The sequence below is a fragment of the Romboutsia ilealis genome, assembly GCF_900015215.1.
Lineage (GTDB): Bacteria > Bacillota > Clostridia > Peptostreptococcales > Peptostreptococcaceae > Romboutsia > Romboutsia ilealis.
Window position 1 is genome coordinate 1,379,156 of sequence record NZ_LN555523.1, and the last position, 20,929, is coordinate 1,400,084.

17 protein-coding genes and 2 pseudogenes are annotated in these 20,929 nt (G+C 24.7%); 7 read left to right on the plus strand and 12 right to left on the minus strand.

The window, feature by feature from the left end; translation table 11 throughout:
• Window positions 1-30: 30 nt before the first annotated feature.
• Window positions 31-1,455, minus strand: coding sequence for an amino acid permease (locus CRIB_RS06475; protein WP_180701586.1), 1,425 nt, complete (start codon window positions 1,453-1,455; stop codon window positions 31-33).
• A gap of 229 nt (window positions 1,456-1,684) precedes the next feature.
• Here CRIB_RS06475 and CRIB_RS12830 point away from each other — a divergent pair.
• Window positions 1,685-1,938, plus strand: a pseudogene (locus tag CRIB_RS12830) (ATP-binding cassette domain-containing protein); the annotation flags it as partial.
• 164 nt (window positions 1,939-2,102) lie between these two features.
• Here the strand turns inward: CRIB_RS12830 and CRIB_RS06485 are convergent.
• From CRIB_RS06485 to CRIB_RS06500, 4 genes are all read right to left on the minus strand, one after another.
• On the minus strand, window positions 2,103-2,633 hold the full coding sequence (locus tag CRIB_RS06485; RefSeq protein ID WP_180701587.1) for a DUF5986 family protein: 531 nt from the start codon (window positions 2,631-2,633) through the stop codon (window positions 2,103-2,105).
• A 138-nt stretch (window positions 2,634-2,771) separates the two neighbouring features.
• Window positions 2,772-2,993: a restriction endonuclease gene (locus tag CRIB_RS06490; RefSeq protein WP_180703682.1), complete on the minus strand. Its 222-nt coding sequence runs from the start codon at window positions 2,991-2,993 to the stop codon at window positions 2,772-2,774.
• A 3-nt stretch (window positions 2,994-2,996) separates the two neighbouring features.
• Window positions 2,997-3,431 (minus strand): hypothetical protein, encoded by a 435-nt coding sequence (locus CRIB_RS06495; protein WP_180701588.1) that lies wholly within the window; start codon window positions 3,429-3,431, stop codon window positions 2,997-2,999.
• Window positions 3,421-3,801, minus strand: a complete 381-nt coding sequence (locus tag CRIB_RS06500; RefSeq protein ID WP_180701589.1) for a nucleotidyltransferase domain-containing protein — start codon at window positions 3,799-3,801, stop codon at window positions 3,421-3,423. The genes CRIB_RS06495 and CRIB_RS06500 overlap by 11 nt, the downstream gene beginning before the upstream one ends.
• 317 nt (window positions 3,802-4,118) lie before the next feature.
• Between CRIB_RS06500 and CRIB_RS06505 the strand changes: the two are divergent.
• The 3 genes and pseudogenes from CRIB_RS06505 to CRIB_RS06515 all read left to right on the plus strand — a co-directional run bounded on the left by CRIB_RS06505 (window position 4,119) and on the right by CRIB_RS06515 (window position 6,286).
• Window positions 4,119-4,684: pseudogene (locus tag CRIB_RS06505) on the plus strand (hypothetical protein).
• Between the two features lie 520 nt (window positions 4,685-5,204).
• On the plus strand, window positions 5,205-5,816 hold the full coding sequence (locus CRIB_RS06510; protein ID WP_180701590.1) for an ABC transporter ATP-binding protein: 612 nt from the start codon (window positions 5,205-5,207) through the stop codon (window positions 5,814-5,816).
• On the plus strand, window positions 5,780-6,286 hold the full coding sequence (locus tag CRIB_RS06515; protein ID WP_180701591.1) for a helix-turn-helix transcriptional regulator: 507 nt from the start codon (window positions 5,780-5,782) through the stop codon (window positions 6,284-6,286). Before CRIB_RS06510 ends, CRIB_RS06515 begins: the two co-directional genes overlap by 37 nt.
• 587 nt (window positions 6,287-6,873) lie before the next feature.
• Here CRIB_RS06515 and CRIB_RS06520 read toward each other — a convergent pair.
• The 3 genes from CRIB_RS06520 to CRIB_RS06530 all read right to left on the minus strand — a co-directional run bounded on the left by CRIB_RS06520 (window position 6,874) and on the right by CRIB_RS06530 (window position 10,555).
• Window positions 6,874-7,077 carry a hypothetical protein gene (locus tag CRIB_RS06520; protein WP_180701592.1) on the minus strand — a complete coding sequence of 68 codons (204 nt, stop codon included), beginning with the start codon at window positions 7,075-7,077 and terminating at the stop codon, window positions 6,874-6,876.
• 69 nt (window positions 7,078-7,146) lie between these two features.
• Window positions 7,147-8,853, minus strand: coding sequence for a LeoA/HP0731 family dynamin-like GTPase (locus CRIB_RS06525; protein WP_180701593.1), 1,707 nt, complete (start codon window positions 8,851-8,853; stop codon window positions 7,147-7,149).
• The gene (locus CRIB_RS06530; RefSeq protein WP_180701594.1) at window positions 8,843-10,555 is read right to left on the minus strand and encodes a GTPase; all 1,713 of its coding nucleotides are present in this window, start codon (window positions 10,553-10,555) and stop codon (window positions 8,843-8,845) included. The genes CRIB_RS06525 and CRIB_RS06530 overlap by 11 nt, the downstream gene beginning before the upstream one ends.
• Before the next feature lie 404 nt (window positions 10,556-10,959).
• Between CRIB_RS06530 and CRIB_RS06535 the strand changes: the two genes are divergently transcribed.
• Window positions 10,960-11,901, plus strand: a complete 942-nt coding sequence (locus tag CRIB_RS06535) for an IS982 family transposase (protein ID WP_180701595.1) — start codon at window positions 10,960-10,962, stop codon at window positions 11,899-11,901.
• Window positions 11,902-11,973: 72 nt separating this feature from the next.
• On the opposite strand, the gene CRIB_RS06540 is transcribed toward CRIB_RS06535, so the two are convergent.
• The 3 genes from CRIB_RS06540 to CRIB_RS06550 all read right to left on the minus strand — a co-directional run bounded on the left by CRIB_RS06540 (window position 11,974) and on the right by CRIB_RS06550 (window position 15,579).
• A complete protein-coding gene (locus CRIB_RS06540) occupies window positions 11,974-12,459 on the minus strand; it encodes a TerB family tellurite resistance protein (protein WP_180701596.1) in 486 nt (161 codons plus the stop codon).
• Window positions 12,460-12,809: 350 nt separating this feature from the next.
• Window positions 12,810-14,387: a B12-binding domain-containing radical SAM protein gene (locus CRIB_RS06545; RefSeq protein WP_180701597.1), complete on the minus strand. Its 1,578-nt coding sequence runs from the start codon at window positions 14,385-14,387 to the stop codon at window positions 12,810-12,812.
• Entirely contained in the window at window positions 14,380-15,579 is a 1,200-nt protein-coding gene (locus tag CRIB_RS06550) for a radical SAM/SPASM domain-containing protein (protein WP_180701598.1), read from the minus strand. Before CRIB_RS06550 ends, CRIB_RS06545 begins: the two co-directional genes overlap by 8 nt.
• Before the next feature lie 483 nt (window positions 15,580-16,062).
• On the opposite strand from CRIB_RS06550, the gene CRIB_RS06555 reads away from it, so the two are divergent.
• The gene (locus CRIB_RS06555) at window positions 16,063-17,133 is read left to right on the plus strand and encodes a hypothetical protein (protein ID WP_243633477.1); all 1,071 of its coding nucleotides are present in this window, start codon (window positions 16,063-16,065) and stop codon (window positions 17,131-17,133) included.
• Between the two features lie 5 nt (window positions 17,134-17,138).
• A complete protein-coding gene (locus tag CRIB_RS06560) occupies window positions 17,139-18,350 on the plus strand; it encodes an amidohydrolase family protein (RefSeq protein ID WP_180701600.1) in 1,212 nt (403 codons plus the stop codon).
• 463 nt (window positions 18,351-18,813) lie between these two features.
• On the opposite strand, the gene CRIB_RS06565 is transcribed toward CRIB_RS06560, so the two are convergent.
• Window positions 18,814-20,916, minus strand: coding sequence for an LAGLIDADG family homing endonuclease (locus CRIB_RS06565; protein WP_180701601.1), 2,103 nt, complete (start codon window positions 20,914-20,916; stop codon window positions 18,814-18,816).
• Window positions 20,917-20,929: the final 13 nt, after the last annotated feature.

The following is a 20,929-nucleotide window of genomic DNA, read 5'->3' on the forward strand; positions in this document are numbered from 1 at the left end:
TATTAGTTAGGATTTGTTTTAAAATAGTATTTAATTGTTATATTTTGATTTTTTATTTCTTTCTCTTTGTGCTAATTTAGGCATTATAAGCCCTAATCCTACTAATACAAATGGTGTAACTATATTAAGAGTAAGTTGGAATGTATCTTCTGAGTACATACCTCCAATACAAGCAAATGCTGTAAATGCAAAGCACCATAATCCTAGCAATATACCCATAGTTTTACTCTTTGTAAATTTATATTCTGCATTAAACTTATCTCCTGCTTTTTTAAGAGCAATATATGCTACAAATACCCATAAGTAACGTAAAGGCATACAAACTGCATTTAGTTTAACTAACCATTTAACTAAAGCATCAACACTTCCTATACCAAATGCTGGTATTATAATTAATATAGACACTATAACCCCTATAAGTTTATTTCCATTTATATAAGAACCATGCTCATTTTGTTTAAACATACTTTTAGGCATATATTCTTTATCACAACTTCCAAGTAACATACGAAGTGGTGCATCTATTGAGATTATTAATGTTGATACTTGCCCAACAAAATTAGTTATAGCATATAATATAACAAAGAAGTTCCCAACATGATAATATTCTCCAAGTCTTTGGAATGCATAATATGATCCATTAGTTAATAAGTCTTGAGGTATATTATTTGAATCAAACATCATTCCTAAAGATATTGTTCCAAGTATAGCACAAACTGCTACCATTATTGCTAATGCAATCATTCCCTTTGGAAATCCCTTTGAAGGATTATCCATTTTATTTACATAAGGAGATATCTTTTCACATCCACCTACTGCAAATACAAGAATTGATATACTTGTAAAATATTTAAGATCAAATGTAGGCATAAATGTTTTTAATGACCAATCAATATCTATAAAGTTACCTTCTGTGATTGCTGGTGCTGCACTCATAAGTATTATAAATAGTATAGACATTACAAACATTGATGTCCCTGCTATTGTAGTAATTTTCTTTAAAGGATTCATACCCTTAGTAGCTATTAATAAACCTATTAAGAATACAACTAGACATGCAATTTGAAGTACTACAGGATTTATACTACTTATAACATTAGACTGAAAAATAGCCCAACTTCCTGCTATTATGGCACCTTGTGGTTTTTGAGATATATATGGAAGATGAACTACCCAATATGTCCATCCTGCATAATATGCCATTTTAGATCCTATAGTTTCTGAAATCCATGAACTTACTCCTCCACCTAATTCCTTAAATGAAGAACCTAGTTCCCCAACCATTAATGCGTATGGAATAAAATATATTGCAAATATAATTACCCATGATACTATTGCTTGTAATCCATTGAATTCAGAGAATCCATTTATTACATTACCAAATCCCCATACAGTGGAAAATGCCATAAATGCTAATGTTATCCATGTTATTCTCTTCGCTTCTTTGTTATTCATTCTTTTCCCCCTACTCTATATTATATTTCAATATTATAAATAACATATTATACTGCTTTATATTATCTATAATGTATTGACTATATTAGATTTGTTTAATTGTGAATTTTATACATATTATAAAATTATTATTTATTCTTTATAATATATATTAGTAGTTAAATCTTAAAATAACTTAAATTACATATAAACTCAACTTATATCACTTTATGAACTTGATGTTGTCGTAGATATAATAAATATGTATCCAAAAGAGCTATCTGGAGGTATGAGACAAAGAGTTGCTCTTATACGTACACTTGCAGTAGACCCTGATATACTTTTACTTGATGAACCATTTTCAGCTCTTGATTATCAACAAGAATATTAGTTAGTGATGATATTTATAGAATAATAAAAAATGAAGGCAAATCTGCAATTCTCGTAATTCACGATATCTTAGATGCGCTATCTATAAAAGTGCTACCTCTGAAAAGGATATAATAAATTCACCTAAAAAAGATATAGATTCATCCTCAGAATTAAAAGATGTTGACTCAGTAGATATCAACTATACTGATTTAACTACTCCAGAACTTAAAGAAAATACTTTTGGGCAAAGACTTCGAAAGTCTAGATTAAAATTAGCAATATCTATTAATTATAACCTATTTACCATTCCACTCATCACTCTCAATTTCAACTAAATTTGGTGTTATTCTAATAGCTTTGTATTTACCTTTCTTTAAGTTTTCATCATAATTAAATGTAATTATAATGCTCCTTTTAGGTACTTCATCTAATTTCAACAATTCATCTTTATACCTTTTAGGAATATTTTCTATATCCCCATCATTAATATTTGCAAGTGCTGCAATTAAATGTTGCTTCTTCTTCCCTTTAATAATATCAATAAAGGTATTTTCCTTCATAATAATATATAGTTCTTTTTCAAATTTATTATATAAATAAATCTGTTTCCATGAATAATTTTGAATATAGTTAACAGTAAACTTATTATTATTCCTAAATGTATGTTTTAAGTTAGAGTATATATAATTCCATACTAAATGACCTTTTCCAATCATAAGCTCAAAGTTATTTTCTTTAAATAGCCTATTATTTTTAATTTGAGATCTATTTATACATTTTGCAATATAATCTTTTTCTTTGAATTTCAACTTAGTAGGATCTTTCATAAGTAATACCATCTCCCAATAATACAAATAAACTTAATAATATATTACATTTTTATATGTATATGTTATATTATCTTGTACTTATTTAATTATTGTAAAATAAAATATGGATAGCTAAAATACATTAACTATCCATGATTAATATCTCTTATGTAAAATATATGAATTTATACCATACCTGTTAAAATAATCAACTAATAAACTACCATTTATAAGAGATATATTATTTTCAGATGCAAATTTCTCACACTCTAAACTAAAATTACTTGTAGAAATAAATATACCTTTCATAGCATCAGAATTTCTTAATACTGTCTCAAACTCTCTAAGCTTTGGTATATCAATATTACTTTTTCTAATCTATTATAAATTACTATTACAACTATTTCTTATACTAACAAATACATCTTCATTTTCTGTAAACAGCTCATACATTTCTTCAAACTCAGGTATATCATAACCATGTGAATCATCATTTCTTAACTTACGAAGTGTTTCTATAACTATTGCAGAATTTTTAGGCAATAAGTTATGATACTCACATGATAAAAGATAATCATAAAAATTCTTAGATTTTATATTTAAATCAATAGTCTTATAATATAGCATCGCTTTTGTTAATTCCAAGAAAGAAACCATATAATTTTTAAAACCTTCCTTAATATATCTCTCCCATAAAGGAGGCATATCCTCTTTGTTATATAACATTTTAAAGTTTTGTAAATCATATAAACATGATCCAAAATCTCTATTTACGGCTTCTATAGAACTCCACGCTAATTTATTTTTAACTACCATACATATCCCTCCAGTTTAATATATCTATAACATCACTATTTTCAATATAAAAATTATTTAGATAATCTTTAAACTCTTTAGATTGATATATGATATCACCTTCAAATATATTTTTTCTAAGTTCTACTGTATAATTATCTGTAACAATTTTTAAATCTACATCAATGTCTAATACATTTCTTAGAGATTGAGTTTTAACTGCAAGTTCTGTAATCGGTACTTTTTTAGTTGGTATCCATGCTATGTCTATATCACTATTATAGGTTGCTCTGTCTGTACCAAAACTACCAAATATTATGATTGCTAGAGTATTTTCTTTAGGAAATATATTTACTATTGAGTCCTTAGTTTCCTGTGATATATTTCTCATCTCTAAATCACCTCTTATATATTTATAAAATTTATAGTACTAAAAAGACTCTGGTCTTATAAAGTTTCCAGAGCTCTGAATATTTATTTTTATATAATCCCTAGTGGCAACTTCAATTATTTGCTTAGTATCTAATTTATTATACCACATTTTATATATAGTTAAAATAATTCACTATTAAAGGATTTTTATATTATCACTTAAAGTTATTTTTATTATTTTATTAACTAACTCGTTGTGCTAGTTAATAAAATAATAAAACTCCAACAAATATAGTATCCTAAGATTATCTCTACTAATCTAAAGTAGGATTATATATGCTAGAGTTTAATAATTATTATATCCAAGATCAAGAAAATTTAACTGATTTATTTACAAATATATTTGTAATTATAGATGATATATATAATGATATTATACCTATAACTGTAAGTAATAGACGTAATATAAAAGATAGCAAACTTTCTGATAGTGAGATAATCACTATTAGCATAGTTGGTGAACTTTTAACTATTGATTCTGAAAAAGCATTCTTTAGTTTGCTTAAAAGGTAATATAAAAATGCAGTATGGGATTTATGTGATAAATATAAATCTATTTCTATTATCGGTGATAAAGGGTATGTAAATAAAAGGCTAACGCCTGAACTGAAAGTTGAAAGGGATATAAATATATTATTTTTAAAGCTAGAAGAAGGATAGAAACTAGTTTTTTTCAGTTGGCAGAACAATTAAATTTGAATAAAGTAAAAAGTAAATCAATGTTAGGGTTTATAACTAGAATTTCAATAAAAGTTTTAGCTCATAATATATCATTTCTAATAAACAAATTAATGGAAAATGAAGATTCTATATCTAAAATAAAAAGATTAGTATTTGGATAAAAATTACAAATACTAATCTTTCATAAGATATTCTTTTTTTGTACAATTTAAATTCCTTTATTTGTAAAAATAATTAACTAGCACAACGAGTTAATTAACTATATTGGTTTTAATTCAAAATCAAATTTACTAAACCCTACCGATAAAATAAATCCAAAGTTGCACTTTAGAACACAAAGCAGAAGCTCTATCTTACAAAGTGCAACCTTTAATAAAAACACTATAAGTATTAATAATATTAATACTAGATCTCGCAAGTGTCTTGATTTCAAAACACCTTCACATATCTTTTCAGTATCATAAACATGAAGTGTTGCACTTAAATTGACAATTTATTATTTTTCTACCAATATATAGTAAATCCTATATTTAAAATATATTTCAAAACTACCCCATGAGTAGCGAATCAAGACCCCATATTTTAAGACATTAAAATTTATCTTTTCGTAAAAAATGGTACAAATCCTTCCACAAATTAATACAATAATATATACTAAAAAAACTTCTTGGAGGTGACTATATGAAAGATATGGTCAAAATATCAAACTTAAATCAAACTTTTTATACCAAAGACGGAGAACTTGAAGTTCTAAAAAATATAAACTTTAATCTAACTAAAGGACAAATTCTAACAATTCTTGGACCTAGTGGTTCTGGAAAATCAACTATACTAAATATACTAACTAACCTTTTAAAACCTACCAGCGGTGACGTAGTTATAAATGGTAAAGTTGGATATATGTTTCAAAAGGATCATCTATTAGAGTGGAGAAATATTATGGACAATATAACTATTGGACTTGAAATTCAAAAGAAAAAAACTGATGAAGCAATGAAAAGAGTTGAAAGACTTTTAAAAACTTATGATTTATGGGATTTTAGAAATATGTATCCTAAAGAATTATCAGGTGGTATGAGACAAAGGGTTGCACTTATACGTACACTTGCAGTAGCTCCTGATATATTACTCCTTGATGAACCATTCTCAGCGCTTGATTATCAGACAAGAATATTAGTTAGTGATGATGTTTATAGAATAATTAAGAATGAAGGTAAATCTGCAATTCTCGTGACGCACGACATTTCAGAAGCTATATGTTGCAAAGTGCAACTTTTGATAAAAATGGTGTAAGTATTGATAATACTGAACTTAAAGGTAAATCAGTAAGTGTTGATTGTAGTGAATTTATCCAAGAAAAGCTTACAGATAACACTTTTGGAGAAAGATTAAGAAAATCTAGATTAGAATTAGGGTTGTCTATTCCAGAGGTTGCCGACATGTGTAATGTAACTAAATCTATTATTAGTGGATATGAATGTAACAGATTTAATCCTACTAAAGAAGTACTTAATCTACTATCATCTAAGTTTGATATGGACTATCTTTGTATGGAAGGTTATACAAAACTTGTATATAATTTTGATGAGTTTTTGGATAAGCTTAGTTTATGGATTAAAGAAAATAATCTTACTAAAGAAGATGCTGCAAGTAAGCTTGGTATATCTCGTGGACTTTTTAGATTTTGGTTTAACGGTGGTGTTATTAGTATTAGTACATATAATAAAATTCAAGATAATCTAAAAAAATATAATCTACTATAATAAAGAAAATAGAGTTAAAATAACATAGTTATACTATAATCTATATAATCAAACTATTAAAAAGCAACAAAAAGATACTATAATCATAACAGGTTAGAGTATCTTTTTATTATTTTTATACTGAAATCAAGATATATTAGGAATAAAAAGTATAATCAATAATCAAACTATTATCTAGTAGGTACGCTATTGTAAAAGTAAACAATCTAAACAGATTTAAACTTACTTTACAGAGCTAAATAATTGGATAATAAACTTTATACCATAAAACGAAAAAAGAACTATCTGTAAGCTATTAAATGCTTATACATAGTTCTTTTTGTTATTTTTATTTGATTATAGTGTAATCAACTTTTAATTATTGAAATTTGAACAATAAATTAAATTGATTATACTTTTAGCTCCATATACTTAATATTAGCTCTATTTTCTTTATAATTTATATTATATCAAACTATTTAATAATCTCGCCTTGTAAATATGTCTTAGTTCATCATATTTCCCTTTAATAAATTTATCAATAGTATCTAGGTATCCAAATCCTCTTCTAATTTATACTATAATTGCTATTCTATAATTATCTTTTATTAAAATTTTCGTTTAAACTTAGGACATGATGCCCAAGCATACATATTTGCATTTCTTATTAAGCATTTACACATTGCATTATGTTCATATTCCCAAAGACCTGCAACAGTATTAACTGGTCTTAAATTAGAATTACATGGATCATACCAATTAACACAGAATGCACATATTTTAGCATTTTTTATACTAGCTATTTTTTTCATAATTCCCCCCCATGATACAAAATATTAGAAATATATTTTTATATAGCTAATTTTATTAAATAACATTATTTATAATATAGCATGCATATCTATCTGATTTTTTAAATCAATTAATTCTTTTTTTATATCAATCAATTCACTTACCATAGTATTTTTCTTCGCTAATTCTCTATTAACTTTATTGCTTTCATTATTTATATTATCAATCATCTTATTAAAAGTGCAATTAATAAAATCTTGAATTTGTTCTATAAATTCTTCTTCTATTTGATTTATTATCTTGTTAAATTCATTTTTTAAATTTTCTTTTTCCCTTAAAATTTCTTGCTCTCTTTTACTATCTGCTAAAGTATCTTTAATAGTAACTCCTACATCTATAAATGATATTATAGGACCTAAACATTTTGCAACATTTCCTATATTTTTACTTATATTTACAGCTTGCCATGGTTTAAATTTATATCCGAATTTATGTCCAACAAATTTAACACCTTGGTGTATAAAGCTACCTGATGCTTCTGATGCAGTTCCAAAAAACTTACTTGTTCCTTTAGTAAAAGTTTTTTGAATTATAGTATCTGCTCCTCCTTTTGTCATTTTTTTTATTTCATTATATAAATTATGCTCAGCCTTACTAATTTTACTAAAATTAAGTTTACTATTATTTAATTTTGATCCATTTTCAATATAATAAACAACAATTTCACTATTAAAAAAATCTTTTATTTCATCATCTAAATATTCTTGACTATTATAAATTACATCTTCTAAACTTGAAGTTATGCTATTATATATTTTTTCTATCATATTATTAATATAAATTTCATCATATTTTTCAATATCTTCAGTACCTATAGAATTTAATATTTGATTAACATTTATATTAAATTCTAATATTCCATTATTTAAAATTTGTTCGCATTCTCTTTTAGTTTTATTTCTATTATATATAATCTTACGTTGTAACCTATTAAGTATAGCAATTCCATTATTTCTACTATCGTTATTATATTGAGTTTCTAATATATCATCTATTGAATGTATAATTAATTCTGCTGGCGTTGTTAATTTCGCTAATTGACCCTTTCTAGTAATAAAATTATTTAACATCTCTTTAAATTCATTAAAATGGCTATATTCAATTAAATTATTATTACATTCATTAATTCCATCTACATAATCTTTTACATCTATATATGCTACATCAAATGAATCTAATGTATATGGTGATAATGATTTATTTAATGTAATTTCATAATTTTCTTTTAATTGCTCATACTCACCTGCTTCTTTTGACATTTTATTAATAACAAATAATATTTTGTTTTTGTAGTTCTGTTCAAATGCTAATTTAATAAAATTACTAAGTGTACAAGGATTAAATAAATCACTTGTAATACAAAATACTAATAAATCTGCTTTTTTTATACATTCTATTGTAATTTCATCATGTTCTTTTCGTTCTGTATATAAACCAGGAGTATCAGTTAAATAAAATCCACCCCATTCATAATTAGTAGTTTCTTCTGTAGTTATGTTACTTCCAATTTTTATACCTTTATTTCCAGTCAATGCACTTATTATACTAGACTTACCTGCTGTATACTGACCAATAAAAGCAATTTTTATTTTCTCTTCATCTTGTATGTTTTTCATGTCTGAAATTAATTTATTTCTATAATCCGTAATATCATTATCTGTTAGAAGCTTAATAACCTTATTATAATTATTATAGATCCTTTCAGATATTTCACCTGACTTAAATCTATTCTCCATAATCAATCTCCTTAAATTTTAATATATTTACATTTTCTTTTATAAGATTTTTTAACCTTTTTGTATCTTTATGTAAAGATTGTGTTGTATATATTTTAATTTCATTTTCATTTCGTTCTACCTTAGGAATTCTTATAAATAATTCATCTTGTTTTATATTTAAATCTTCATAATTATCTTCTAAAAATTCAATTATACGCCATGCATACATTTTATTTATTTTATCATTTTCTATATTTACTTTATTGTGTATTTGTATAGATTCTTTTAAAATTTTATTAAATCCATCTATTAGATTATTTAATGATTTGTAGATATGATTTTGAATTGATTCTGTATTTCCACAAATTTGATCATTTATATCTTGATAATATTTTTCTCTTTGTTCTTCTAGTTTACTTTTTAACTGTTTATGAAAATTATTTATTGATTCTCTTCTTTTTTCTTCTTTTGATTTAAATAAGTTTGATAGTATTCCACCTAGTACACTACCTATCGTAAGAATCCATCCTAATGGACCTGAAACAAAAAAACTTCCTATTAATCCTACTATAGAACTAATTATTGTTCCAATAGTTTTAAATGAAAATTCACTATTTATGTTAAAACCACTATCCATACTTATACTCTTAAATGCATAACTAATATCCTCATATAAATCATTTACTAATTGTGAAATATTCGAATTATACTCAAGAGATGCTTTCTTAATTTCATTATTTAATTCTTCCGTAAATCTAATATCTAAAATAAATTGATTCCAATTAGATTGTATTCTTTGTTCATCATTTTTATAATTTTCTTCTGCAAATATAATAGAGTCTTGCTCTATTAATTTATTAAAATTATACTGAACTATTTGTAGTACTTGTTTTTTATAGTCTTCACTGTATGTTTTAAGTGTATTTTCCATTGTAGATTTACTATTTTTTAGTTTTTCTATTTGAGTTTTCAATATATTTATTTGATTTTCAAAAGTTAAACTACATTCATTAAATAAAAATGATGTATCATTTAAAATAGTTTTACTTCTACTTATTTTCCCTGATGTTAAAATATTATCTTGTATACCATTAGTAAATTCCTCTATATTTGATGAATTGTATAATAGTTCTCTATAATGTGAAAACTTCTCTTCTTTAGACATTAATGCTGCTAATAAAAATACAGGATATATTTTCACTTCATCTTTATACCCTTTGTTATATAAATATTGATTAATTCTATTTATATAACCTTCTATTTTATCTCCTTCTTTCCATTTATTAGGTTTTTTTATAAATTCATCAAATCGTGCATTCCTAATATTCTCTTTATGATTTAATAGTATAATTATCGGTTTATTTCTTACTAATAATTTTTCTATCATTTCTAATGTATCTTGGTGTATTGTATCATCGGATGTAATAAAGCAAATTAAATCAGACTCTCCTATTACACTGTTTGCTATCTCTTCATCTACTCTTCCATTTTCTTCTGCTCCACCTATTCCTGGTGTATCTATAATTCTAATACTTTTCCATTGATATACTCTATTAAACTTTGTTGTTCTTTGCATCCCTACTCCAATACATTCTTTTCCTTCTCCAGTTAATACTGTATGTAATGTACTTTTTCCAGCTTTAGTTCTTCCTATAAGTGAAATTGTATAATTATTAATTGCATTTTGTTTTTTATATAATTCTTCATTATAACCGTCCATCTTATCACTTACATCTGTCTTTATAGTATTTAGCAGTCCTTCTATTATTCCATCTGCTTCATCATGTGTATTTTTATCTATACCTGTATTTATATTTTTAATATCTAAACTTATGCTCTCTAAATCAGCAATGTAATTAGCTAGATGATTATCTATATTTTTATATATTGGAGTAATATATTCAAAGTCATTTTCTGCTATTTTTTTACATAATTCTATAGTTTCATTGTATTTTAATTCTATTTTATCTTTGTTATAGTTAGCTCTACCAAATATTCTGTCTATTAATTTCTTTATTATATTTATTAAATTAACTCGTTGTGCTAGTTAAATTTTTCAATAATAAAACTCCAACAAATATAGTATCCTAAGATTATCTCTACTATTCTAAAGGAGGATTATATATGCTAGAGTTTAATAATTATTATATCCAAGATCAAAAAAATTTAACTGATTTATTTACAAATATATTTGTAATTATAGATGATATATATAATGAGATTATACCTATAACTGTAAGTAATAGACGTAATATAAAAGATAGCAAACTTTCTGATAGTGAGATAATCACTATTAGCATAGTTGGTGAACTTTTAACTATTGATTCTGAAAAAGCATTCTTTAGTTTGCTTAAAAGGGAATATAAAAATCTATTTCCAAAGATAGGAGATAGAACGAGATTCAACAGAACTAAAAGAAACTTATATTGGGTAATATCTAAAATAAGAGAGCATATTTCTTTATTTATGCAATCTTATTCTAACAATATAAGAATTGTAGATAGTATGCCTATTCCAGTATGTGAATTTGGTAGAGCACATTTTAGTAAATGCTTTAAAGGCGAAGCCTCTTATGGTAGATGTCCTTCAAAAAAACAAACTTATTTTGGATTTAAATTTCATGCTCTTACTACAATAGATGGATTTTTATCTGATTATATTATAACTCCAGCTAATGTAGATGATAGAAATGCAGTATGGGATTTATGTGATAAATATAAATCTATTTCTATTATTGGTGATAAAGGGTATGTAAATAAAAGGCTAACGCCTGAACTGAAAGTTGAAAAGGATATAAATCTATTATTTTTAAAGCGCGGAAATAGTAAAGATAATTATCCCAAAGATATAAGACAATTGATATTTAAAGCTAGAAGAAGGATAGAAACTAGTTTTTCTCAGTTGGCAGAACAATTAAATTTGAATAAAGTAAAAAGTAAATCAATGTTAGGATTTATAACTAGAACTTCAATAAAAGTTTTAGCTCATAATATATCATTTCTAATAAACAAATTAATGGGAAATGAAGATTCTATATCTAAAATAAAAAGATTAGTATTTGGATAAAAATTACAAATACTAATCTTTCATAGGATATTCTTTTTTGCACAATTTAAATTCCTTTATTTGGAAAAATAATTAACTAGCACAACAGATTAAATTAACTAATATATTTTTACTTTTATTCTCATTAGTATTTTTATAATTTTTATTTTCTTCATTAATATTATTAATAATATTTCTAACATCATCTTCAAAGTATTCTAAATCTAATTTACTTAAACCACAAGCATTCATACATTTTTCTATTATTTCATTTTCTTTTGGATGTTTATTATCATCAGCATTTCTAATACACATCAATAAAAAAATTATTTCTTTCTGTAATTCTTCCGATTCTTTTTCTAATGCTAATATCGCACTATTTAATGTTACCTTGTCATCATTATCATTTAGTATATTGTTTATTATATTATAAGCATCTTCCCCTAATTTTTTATCTTTTATAAATAAATCTAGTACTTTTAGCTCATAACTGTGTATATGATTATCACATACAATCATATAACCTATAATAGCTAATAAATTATAATCCTTTATTTGTATTAAATAATCAAATTTCATCTTTATTATCACCTATAATTTTAATGTTATTTTTATCTTCCTATTTCTGATATTATTATATAAATAATCTTTTAATTATTTAATCACAGCTTTACTCTCCTTTCTTATCTTTATAAAGTCAATTATATTCTAATATAATATGTATTGAAATATATCTTACTTTATTCATTTACTTTTATATGTATTTTCTAAATAATGATTAATTCAATCATATAATATAATAAAATAAAAATAAACTTAATAATTACTTTTTATTTTAAACTATTACACCTTTACATATATTATTATACTAATAAAATAGACGCCAAAATGTTAATCTAGCGTCTATTTCTATATAAAAAATGATAAATTTAAATATTAGTACAGTATTCATTATTATGTAATGAAATATAATAATCATATATTTCTTTTAAAATACTTTCTTCATTTATAAAATATTCCCAAAATTTATCTTCTACTTTTTTAAATTTTTCTAAATCAAATTCTATAAATAATATACTTAAATATTTTTTAATTACTTCAATATCTCTTTTCTTAAGTTCGGCAAGCTTATCAGAATATCTATTAATATCTTTATACCATATTTCATGCTCAAGCATACTATATGTAACCCAATCTAATTCATAATCTAATTTATTAAGTTTAGGTATCATTTTATTTCTTACGTACTCTAAGACTTCCTCTACCTCTTTATTTTTATACTTATATTTCACATCTAAATACTGTTTTTCATCATCTATTAATAGACCTTCTTTACTAGCTTTATTGTATAAATCAGTATACTTATTGATAACTACAAATGAATATAGATAATTAAAAAGATATGTACATTCTACATTACATAAAAATTCAAAGTTTTCTTTTATACTTTTTTTCGAAGAATATGGATTAAATGATATAAATCCAAGAATAGGAAATATGTTATATTTTTTTAGTAAATCAATTATTTTATAATTATCTCTTACGGTTGTATATTTATTATATAAATCTAAATCACTTTGATTTCCAGATTCAATTCCAATGAAAACTTCAACAAATCCCACTTCTCGCATAATATTTAATAATCTATGATCTAGTGGTGTATCATCTATAGAATTTGCTTTCATATAACATTGATATGCTAAATTTAGATTCTTTGATTTTAGTTTTTCACAAAGCTCAAATAGCCTTCTTTTAGCAATTTCAGTATTTGGATCTAGTATATTATCATCTGTAAAAAATATTTTTTTTACACCAAATTTTTTACTAACATATTCAATTTGCTCAACAATATCATCAATATTTTTATATACAATTTTTCCATGACGTTCATTACAAAATGAACAGTTTCCCGTGCATACATTATTTTTAGTTTGAATACAATGAACTTTCCTTGAATTTCTATTATAACTATCTCTAATATAGTAATCATACGCTGGAGTCCATGTTATATTAGTATTAAAGTAATCCTTCTTATTATCAAGATCAAAAGGAGTTACAATTGAATCATGCTTAATTTCTAAATTACACTGAAAAAATTTATTTTTTATAAGTGACTCTAATAAATATTCTGTAGGTTTTTCTCCATCACCAAGTACTATATAATCAATAAATTTATTTTCAGATACAATTTCTCTATAATATCTAGTAGGATATCCTCCTCCAAAATCAATAATTGCATCATCTTTTTTATTCTTAATTTCTTTTGCAATATTACAACACTTATTATAATTTGAACTATTAACTGAAAAAGCATATAAGTCATATTCCATACTAATAGAATCCATAATCTCTTCTAATTTTGTTTTATTACTATAATATTGGATATCTATATTAAATCCCTTATTTCTAAGATAACCTAGTAATTGATCCATACCTATATTTCCATATCTCCAAACATTATTAATAGAGATAAATAATATTCTAAATTTTTCTTTTATTTTATCCATTTTTCCACTCTCCATCATAAGGATTATACATACATCTTGGATTTTTACCATTTATTCTATTGTTTGATATAGCAAGAGGTCTACAATCTTTACATGCATATCTATATTCACAGTCCTTGCACTCTTCTACTCTTGAATAATCAAAATTCCAGCATACTTTTAATCTATTAGAATTAATAATTTCCTGAAGAGTGTTATTTCTTATATTTCCATAAGATACGTTTCTCTCAAATACACAAGGTAAAATATCACCATTTTCACAAACTACTAATTTACTATACCAACAAGTGTTACGATTAATATATTCATCAAAATCACTCTTTTTTATTGAAAAATTAGCTTTTTTTCTATATGCCATTTTCAAAATATTTTCCATTACAGGTAAATGATTAGATTGACTTCCATCAATTACTTCTCTTATAACATCAAATCTTACACCTGAAACATTTAACTGTCCTACAAATGCTTTTATTTCATCATAGTGTAACTCATTTTCTCTCATTAAAGTTACAGCTATATTAACTTTTACACCTTTCGAAACTAAAAATTTTATATTTTCTACTAGCCTATTAAAACTACCCTTTATACCTGTAATTCTGTCGTGAACATCTGAATTTTGACCATACAATGAAACTTTTACATTAATATCATTATCAATAATAATATTATTCATTTCATCATCTAAAAAATATCCATTAGTGAATAGTGTCGTAGAAATATTCTTTTTGGATAAATATAATAAGATATCTTTTATATTTTTGTGGGTACATGGTTCTCCACCTATTATAACAACTCTATCTACAGATAACTCGGCTATATCATCAATTACTTGTTTCCATTCATCAATTGATAATGAGTTATTTTTATCACTTATATGATTTTCACCCTCATAACAATGCAAGCACCTCATATTGCAAGCTTGTGTTATCTCTAGCCAAACAAGCCTTAGCCTGTCTCTCTTTTTTTCAGGAATATACTTAGAAGAAGAAAAACTTTTATTAATTAGGTTATTTGATTCAAGTAAATCTAGATATTCTTTTTCTGCTTCTATTAATTCCACTCCATCTATATATTTATTAACTATTTTACAAGCATCTTCATTAATTGAAAAAACATCACCATTATTCAAATCATAAATTGCTCCACGCTTAGCACCTTTAACATAAATTACATCATTGTTTATTTGATACATACTTCCTCCTTTTGTAGTATCTAAAAAGGACTATTTTAATTATAGCCCTTTTCATAATTTATCTATTTTTTAGTTAATTAATCATCTGGATTACATCCATCTGATGGTCCACAATCTGTCAAACAAAAATCTCTTTTATCTTCTTCATGTGTAACTTTTTCTAATGTTGGCATATAATCCACCTCCTATATACTTTTAATTTTATTAAATTTATAATACATGTAGAACCATTTTTAGTTCATTTATATTTTTATAATATATTTATACCTATATTGTCATTATATAAGCCATTCTTATAGTTTGATCTACATTAGATATAAATCTAAATTTCTTGTTTATAACATTATGCTATCCATAGTTTTGTAAATTAGATAATTTAATCTCTCTCATACACAAAAAATTCTTATTTTCATATATTAACTAATATAACCATTAATCATATACTAAAAATAATATATGATTTTAAAAGGAGGGATAATCTCAATGAAAGAAGCTAACCGTAAAAAATGGACTAATATTGAAGTTGTAGGTTTAATACTTGTTATTTCAAGCCTTTTAGCTCTTATTTTCTCACCAGATAGCTTATCTAATCTTTTTAACTCTATTACAGCTCAAGTATTCCCAATAGTTGTAGATGTCTTTCTAACAAGTGATGTTGGCATAGCTATAGTTGTAAGTGTAATTGTAGGACGTATACTAGAACGATTTGGCTTTACAGATGCTCTAATTCGCCTATTCTTACCTATAATGAAATTACTAAATATAAATCCTTCTGTTGTTATCCCAAGTATATATAACATACTAGGTGATATTAATGCATCAGGAAAAGTCGCTGGTCCTGTACTTGTTAAAGCAAATGCAACGAAAGCAGAACAAAAAATTGCAGTAGCCACTATGATACAAAACCCTCAATCTTTTGCTACATTTGTATTGGGAATAATTACTCTTAGTGTATTTAAAATCAATAGCTTACCAGTCGTTATACTATCAATATTCTTACCTCTTATAATTGTACCTTTTATATTATCTAAAACTATCTATAGAAATACTAAAGGTGTTGAATTAGAAGAACTTCCTCGATTTACTCCTGATACACCTATTATGAAGGTTCTATTTGATTCAGGAGCCGAAGGTATGCATCTATTATTATTAGTAATAATACCTGCTGTAGCTGTAGTATTTTCTATAATCGGAGTTTTAGATTTCCTTGGAATATGGAGTCAAATTCAATATTATATGGGATCTATTTTATCTGTTTTAGGAATTGAGCCATCAAGTGGTATAGTTTCTTTTTTAGTAAGTCCAACTTTAGCAATGTCACAAGTAGCTGATTTAGTTGGTCAAATTAATCCTCGTTTGGTAGTTGGAGGCTTTGTACTTGCAAACTCTGGATTACCATTATCTGTAATTGTAGGGCAAGTACCTGTTACCTGGGCTGAATCAACAGATTTAACAGAGAAAGAAGCTTTAAATGCTGCAGTATTAGGATGTTTAATTAGAGTAGTAACTGCTACTATATTAGCATATGCTCTTACTCCATTTATAGTCGGGTGATTATAATGAAAGATTATAAATTTGCATATCGTGCTAATAAAATCATTACAGTGTCTGAAAAAGGAACTGTAGAAGATGGAGTAATTATTATAAATAATGGGAAAATTGAAGATATAGGAACTTATAAAGAATTAAAAAATAAACTTGATAATATATCTATGTATGATTATGGTGAAAAAGTAATCACGCCTTCCTTAATTGACTGCCACTGCCATTTATTAGAATATGCACCTGGATCACTTTATCCGGTTACAAAAGAAACATATCTAGAAGCTGGAAGAATACTATTATTTAATGCACTTTTATCGGGAATAACATGTATAGGAGAACAAATTTGTGGAAGTCCTATATGTAATATTTCTATAGATGATTATATGCAAATAGCTAAAGATTCTCCTATAAGAGTAAAGTTTTCATTAAATACTATTACAATAGGAACAAATGATTTACCTAATTATACTTGTCTACATGAAAATGAACAAGTTAATAAAAACATATTGTCAGATATTGAAATAATCTCTGAAATAGCTAATAAAAACGAATATCCCGGTGAAAATATATTTATTAACGCTACACCTGCTAATCTACCTGCTTCTTTAGTTCCTAGAGCTGGTGAGATTATTTTTACAGAAAAAGAACTTAAGTCTATAGTAGATACTTTTCATAATAAAGATAAAAAAATCGGAGCTCATGTTGCTGGATATGAAGGAATTAATTTAGCACTTAGATGTGGTATAGATGTTCTTCATCATGCTCATGGTATTAGTGATGAACAAATAAAAATAGCAAAAGATAATAAAACTTCTATTGTCGCAACACCTTTAGGTGGTACACATCTCACACCTAATTTGCCTTCTGATATCTTAAAGTTAGTAAAAGAAGGAATAGATGTATCAATTGCAACTGATGCATATTTACCTCCAGCACCTCATCTAAATTTAGATGAGACTATTCTATATGGTTCTGATGTGTTAATGCTTATTGCTCAGCCTTCTATGAAATTATTATTTAAAAATGGATTTGATGAGAATGCATGTCTTTCTTTATTAACTACTAATCCCGCTAAGGTGTTAGGGTTAGAAAATAGTGTTGGGAAACTTGATATTGGTATGAGTGCCGATTTTTTAGTTGCTGATGGTGTTCCAGGACTAGATATTACTGATCCTAGTCAGATATCAGCTATATTTATAAATGGAAATAAATTAATTTCTAGATAATAGTTTAAAACTAATCTCTGTTAGTAAATTTATATAAATAAAGTAGATATCTTAAAATTAATAATAAGTTTTAGATATCTACTTTATTTTTAAAATCTGTTAGTTTTGAATATGATAATATTTTTTAAAATTATAGTATTTTCAATACTTCTATCACCAATTTAGCTAATATAGCATACTTTTATTATAAAATTTCTATTATTTTTTTATAGAGCCATCTATCATAATAAATTTTGTATTAATATATAGTATAAAACATAAATTATTATATTTTTATAATCACATTTATACTTATATCTATATTAATTATTTATCGATACTAGTATTTTACTTTAATATAACTTATCTAGTTTCATAACTATATTATCATAATTATATTTATCCTTATTATTTTTATTTTAATATATACATATGCTCTATAATTAATTATAGTAATTAATTTAATCTCTAGGATTAATAGTAATTATATGTTATTTATAATTAAATCTCCACTATATTTAAAGTGATTTTGCTGCTTAACTTCCTCATCCAACTTTAAAATAAGTGCTTCAACATTTTCTTGTGCTAGTATGTCTAAATTTTTTTCAAATTTATTAAACCACTTTGATACAGTGTCACTATTTAAGTTATACCTTTCCGATATTTTTTTAAAAGTTAAGTTTGTATTTAATTTTACACTACATATATCTTTCTTAAACTGTTCATTATAAATATTTCTATATCTAAATTTCTGTTTATATATAAAAAATTTATCAAACTCTTTCTTCTTTCTATCATAGTATATATTAGCATCCTTATATATTAGTTGATAAAATTCACATTTTTCTATTATATCAAATTTATAAGTATTTCTATCTGAATGATCTGAGTTATAACTTAAATTTATATTGTGTTGCTTTAAATAATCTCTTAATCCAACTATAAAGTTATTATTAACACTTGCAAAGCTTACACTTAAAGTTCCTTTGCTAAAACATGAAGTTCCATCTCCGTCAAAAAAACCTCTTATAAAATGAGGTATTAGATTTTTAGGTACTATATCCTCACTTGGAAAATCTATTTTAAAAGTTTTCCTTCCTGTAACTCCTAGTTTATTTAGATCACCTATTAATTCTTTATCATATATAAACAATCTTGCCCTTTTAAAGTACTCATCGCTATTTCTATCTACTCTAGTATAGGAATAATTAATTCTACCTGTATACTTAATTGAATTTTTAAAGCAACTTAATATAAATCTATCTTCATATTTAACAGAAAGTTCTAATGTATATCTATTACTATCATCACTAACCCCTCCATCTGCATATATAAATCCTAAATAGTATGCTTGCTCTTCGTTTGTTACTTTTTTGAAAAAACTTTTGTCAAAGCTATATTTTCTTTTACTTTTATCTTTAAACTTAGAAGTATCTATTCCATTTTTATTTAATACAAAACCTACTATATGAACATTTGTATTATATTTTTTTGCTAAGTCACGTATAGACATACGTTCAATACTTTCATCATTATATAATATTATAATTTTATCCAGATCCTTCTCTATTTCTTTTATCTTACTCTTGTATTCTAATTCTATATATTCACCATAAAAATCATACTTCAGAAAATTTACATAATTATAATATATTCCTACTTCCTTACAAATCTGTCCTACACTTTTGCATATACCCTGTCTTTTATATTTATCAAATAACTCATTATACTTTTTAATATTCTCTTTTATAGTTTCATAATCTTCTTCATTATTTCTATTATATTCTTTCATATAATTAGAGAATATCTTCCTATTTATACCAAAGTAAAATTCAATCTTACTATAAGATAGTTTATATTTATTAATATTCTCAATATAACATTTACCTGCTATTACCTTTAATTTATCTAGTATTATATCTGGTATTACCCTTACATTTAGTTTTAATATATCCGATATTTCCCGTATAGTATAATTACTTATAATTTCTATATATTCATTATTCACACTATATTTCTTATTATTGATTACAGAACTTGCTATATCTCTTAATAACTCTTCTTCATTTAATTTGTAAAATTTATGATTTATATATAGTATGTTTTTTTCAATGATGTCATTTATAGTACTATTATCATACGGATAGGTGAGTGATTTTTTTGTTTTAATATTAATATTATCATTCTTTAATCTTATTTTTAAGGGTCTTTCTTCTATTCCTGAGTCTGCTGATAATTTTTCGAGAGATTCATAGGATACATATTTAAGTAATACCTTACTTGCCTTATATCTAGAATCTGTAATCATGTCATTTAATCTTTTTATTGAAATATATTCTTTTAAAAACTCCAAATTTATTTCAAATACATTCCCTTCAAATTCGACTTCTTTTTGTTTTAGTATACTTTGAATTTGTATATATAAATCTTGTCTTATATTTAAAATTTCATCTTCAAATGCTTTACAATCTCTTTCACAAAATCCCCCTGAAAAGTTTTTTAAATTACTATTTAAAATATCTCCATCTAAAATTTCTCTAATATTGTTACAATTTTTAAATGGATATCTATTAATTCTTTTATTCATATGATACCCCCTT

Excerpts from the sequence above, each read along its gene's own strand:
- CRIB_RS06530 (WP_180701594.1), bottom strand. The coding sequence starts at position 10,555 with ATGGACGGTTATAATGAAGAATTATATAAAAAACAAAATGCAATTAAT.
- CRIB_RS06560 (WP_180701600.1), top strand. The coding sequence starts at position 17,139 with ATGAAAGATTATAAATTTGCATATCGTGCTAATAAAATCATTACAGTG.
- CRIB_RS06520 (WP_180701592.1), bottom strand. The coding sequence starts at position 7,077 with ATGAAAAAAATAGCTAGTATAAAAAATGCTAAAATATGTGCATTCTGT.
- CRIB_RS06545 (WP_180701597.1), bottom strand. The coding sequence starts at position 14,387 with ATGGATAAAATAAAAGAAAAATTTAGAATATTATTTATCTCTATTAAT.
- CRIB_RS06550 (WP_180701598.1), bottom strand. The coding sequence starts at position 15,579 with ATGTATCAAATAAACAATGATGTAATTTATGTTAAAGGTGCTAAGCGT.
- CRIB_RS06540 (WP_180701596.1), bottom strand. The coding sequence starts at position 12,459 with ATGAAATTTGATTATTTAATACAAATAAAGGATTATAATTTATTAGCT.
- CRIB_RS06515 (WP_180701591.1), top strand. The coding sequence starts at position 5,780 with ATGTTGCAAAGTGCAACTTTTGATAAAAATGGTGTAAGTATTGATAAT.
- CRIB_RS06565 (WP_180701601.1), bottom strand. The coding sequence starts at position 20,916 with ATGAATAAAAGAATTAATAGATATCCATTTAAAAATTGTAACAATATT.
- CRIB_RS06495 (WP_180701588.1), bottom strand. The coding sequence starts at position 3,431 with ATGGTAGTTAAAAATAAATTAGCGTGGAGTTCTATAGAAGCCGTAAAT.
- CRIB_RS06475 (WP_180701586.1), bottom strand. The coding sequence starts at position 1,455 with ATGAATAACAAAGAAGCGAAGAGAATAACATGGATAACATTAGCATTT.
- CRIB_RS06555 (WP_243633477.1), top strand. The coding sequence starts at position 16,063 with ATGAAAGAAGCTAACCGTAAAAAATGGACTAATATTGAAGTTGTAGGT.
- CRIB_RS06525 (WP_180701593.1), bottom strand. The coding sequence starts at position 8,853 with ATGGAGAATAGATTTAAGTCAGGTGAAATATCTGAAAGGATCTATAAT.
- CRIB_RS06510 (WP_180701590.1), top strand. The coding sequence starts at position 5,205 with ATGAAAGATATGGTCAAAATATCAAACTTAAATCAAACTTTTTATACC.
- CRIB_RS06485 (WP_180701587.1), bottom strand. The coding sequence starts at position 2,633 with ATGAAAGATCCTACTAAGTTGAAATTCAAAGAAAAAGATTATATTGCA.
- CRIB_RS06500 (WP_180701589.1), bottom strand. The coding sequence starts at position 3,801 with ATGAGAAATATATCACAGGAAACTAAGGACTCAATAGTAAATATATTT.
- CRIB_RS06535 (WP_180701595.1), top strand. The coding sequence starts at position 10,960 with ATGCTAGAGTTTAATAATTATTATATCCAAGATCAAAAAAATTTAACT.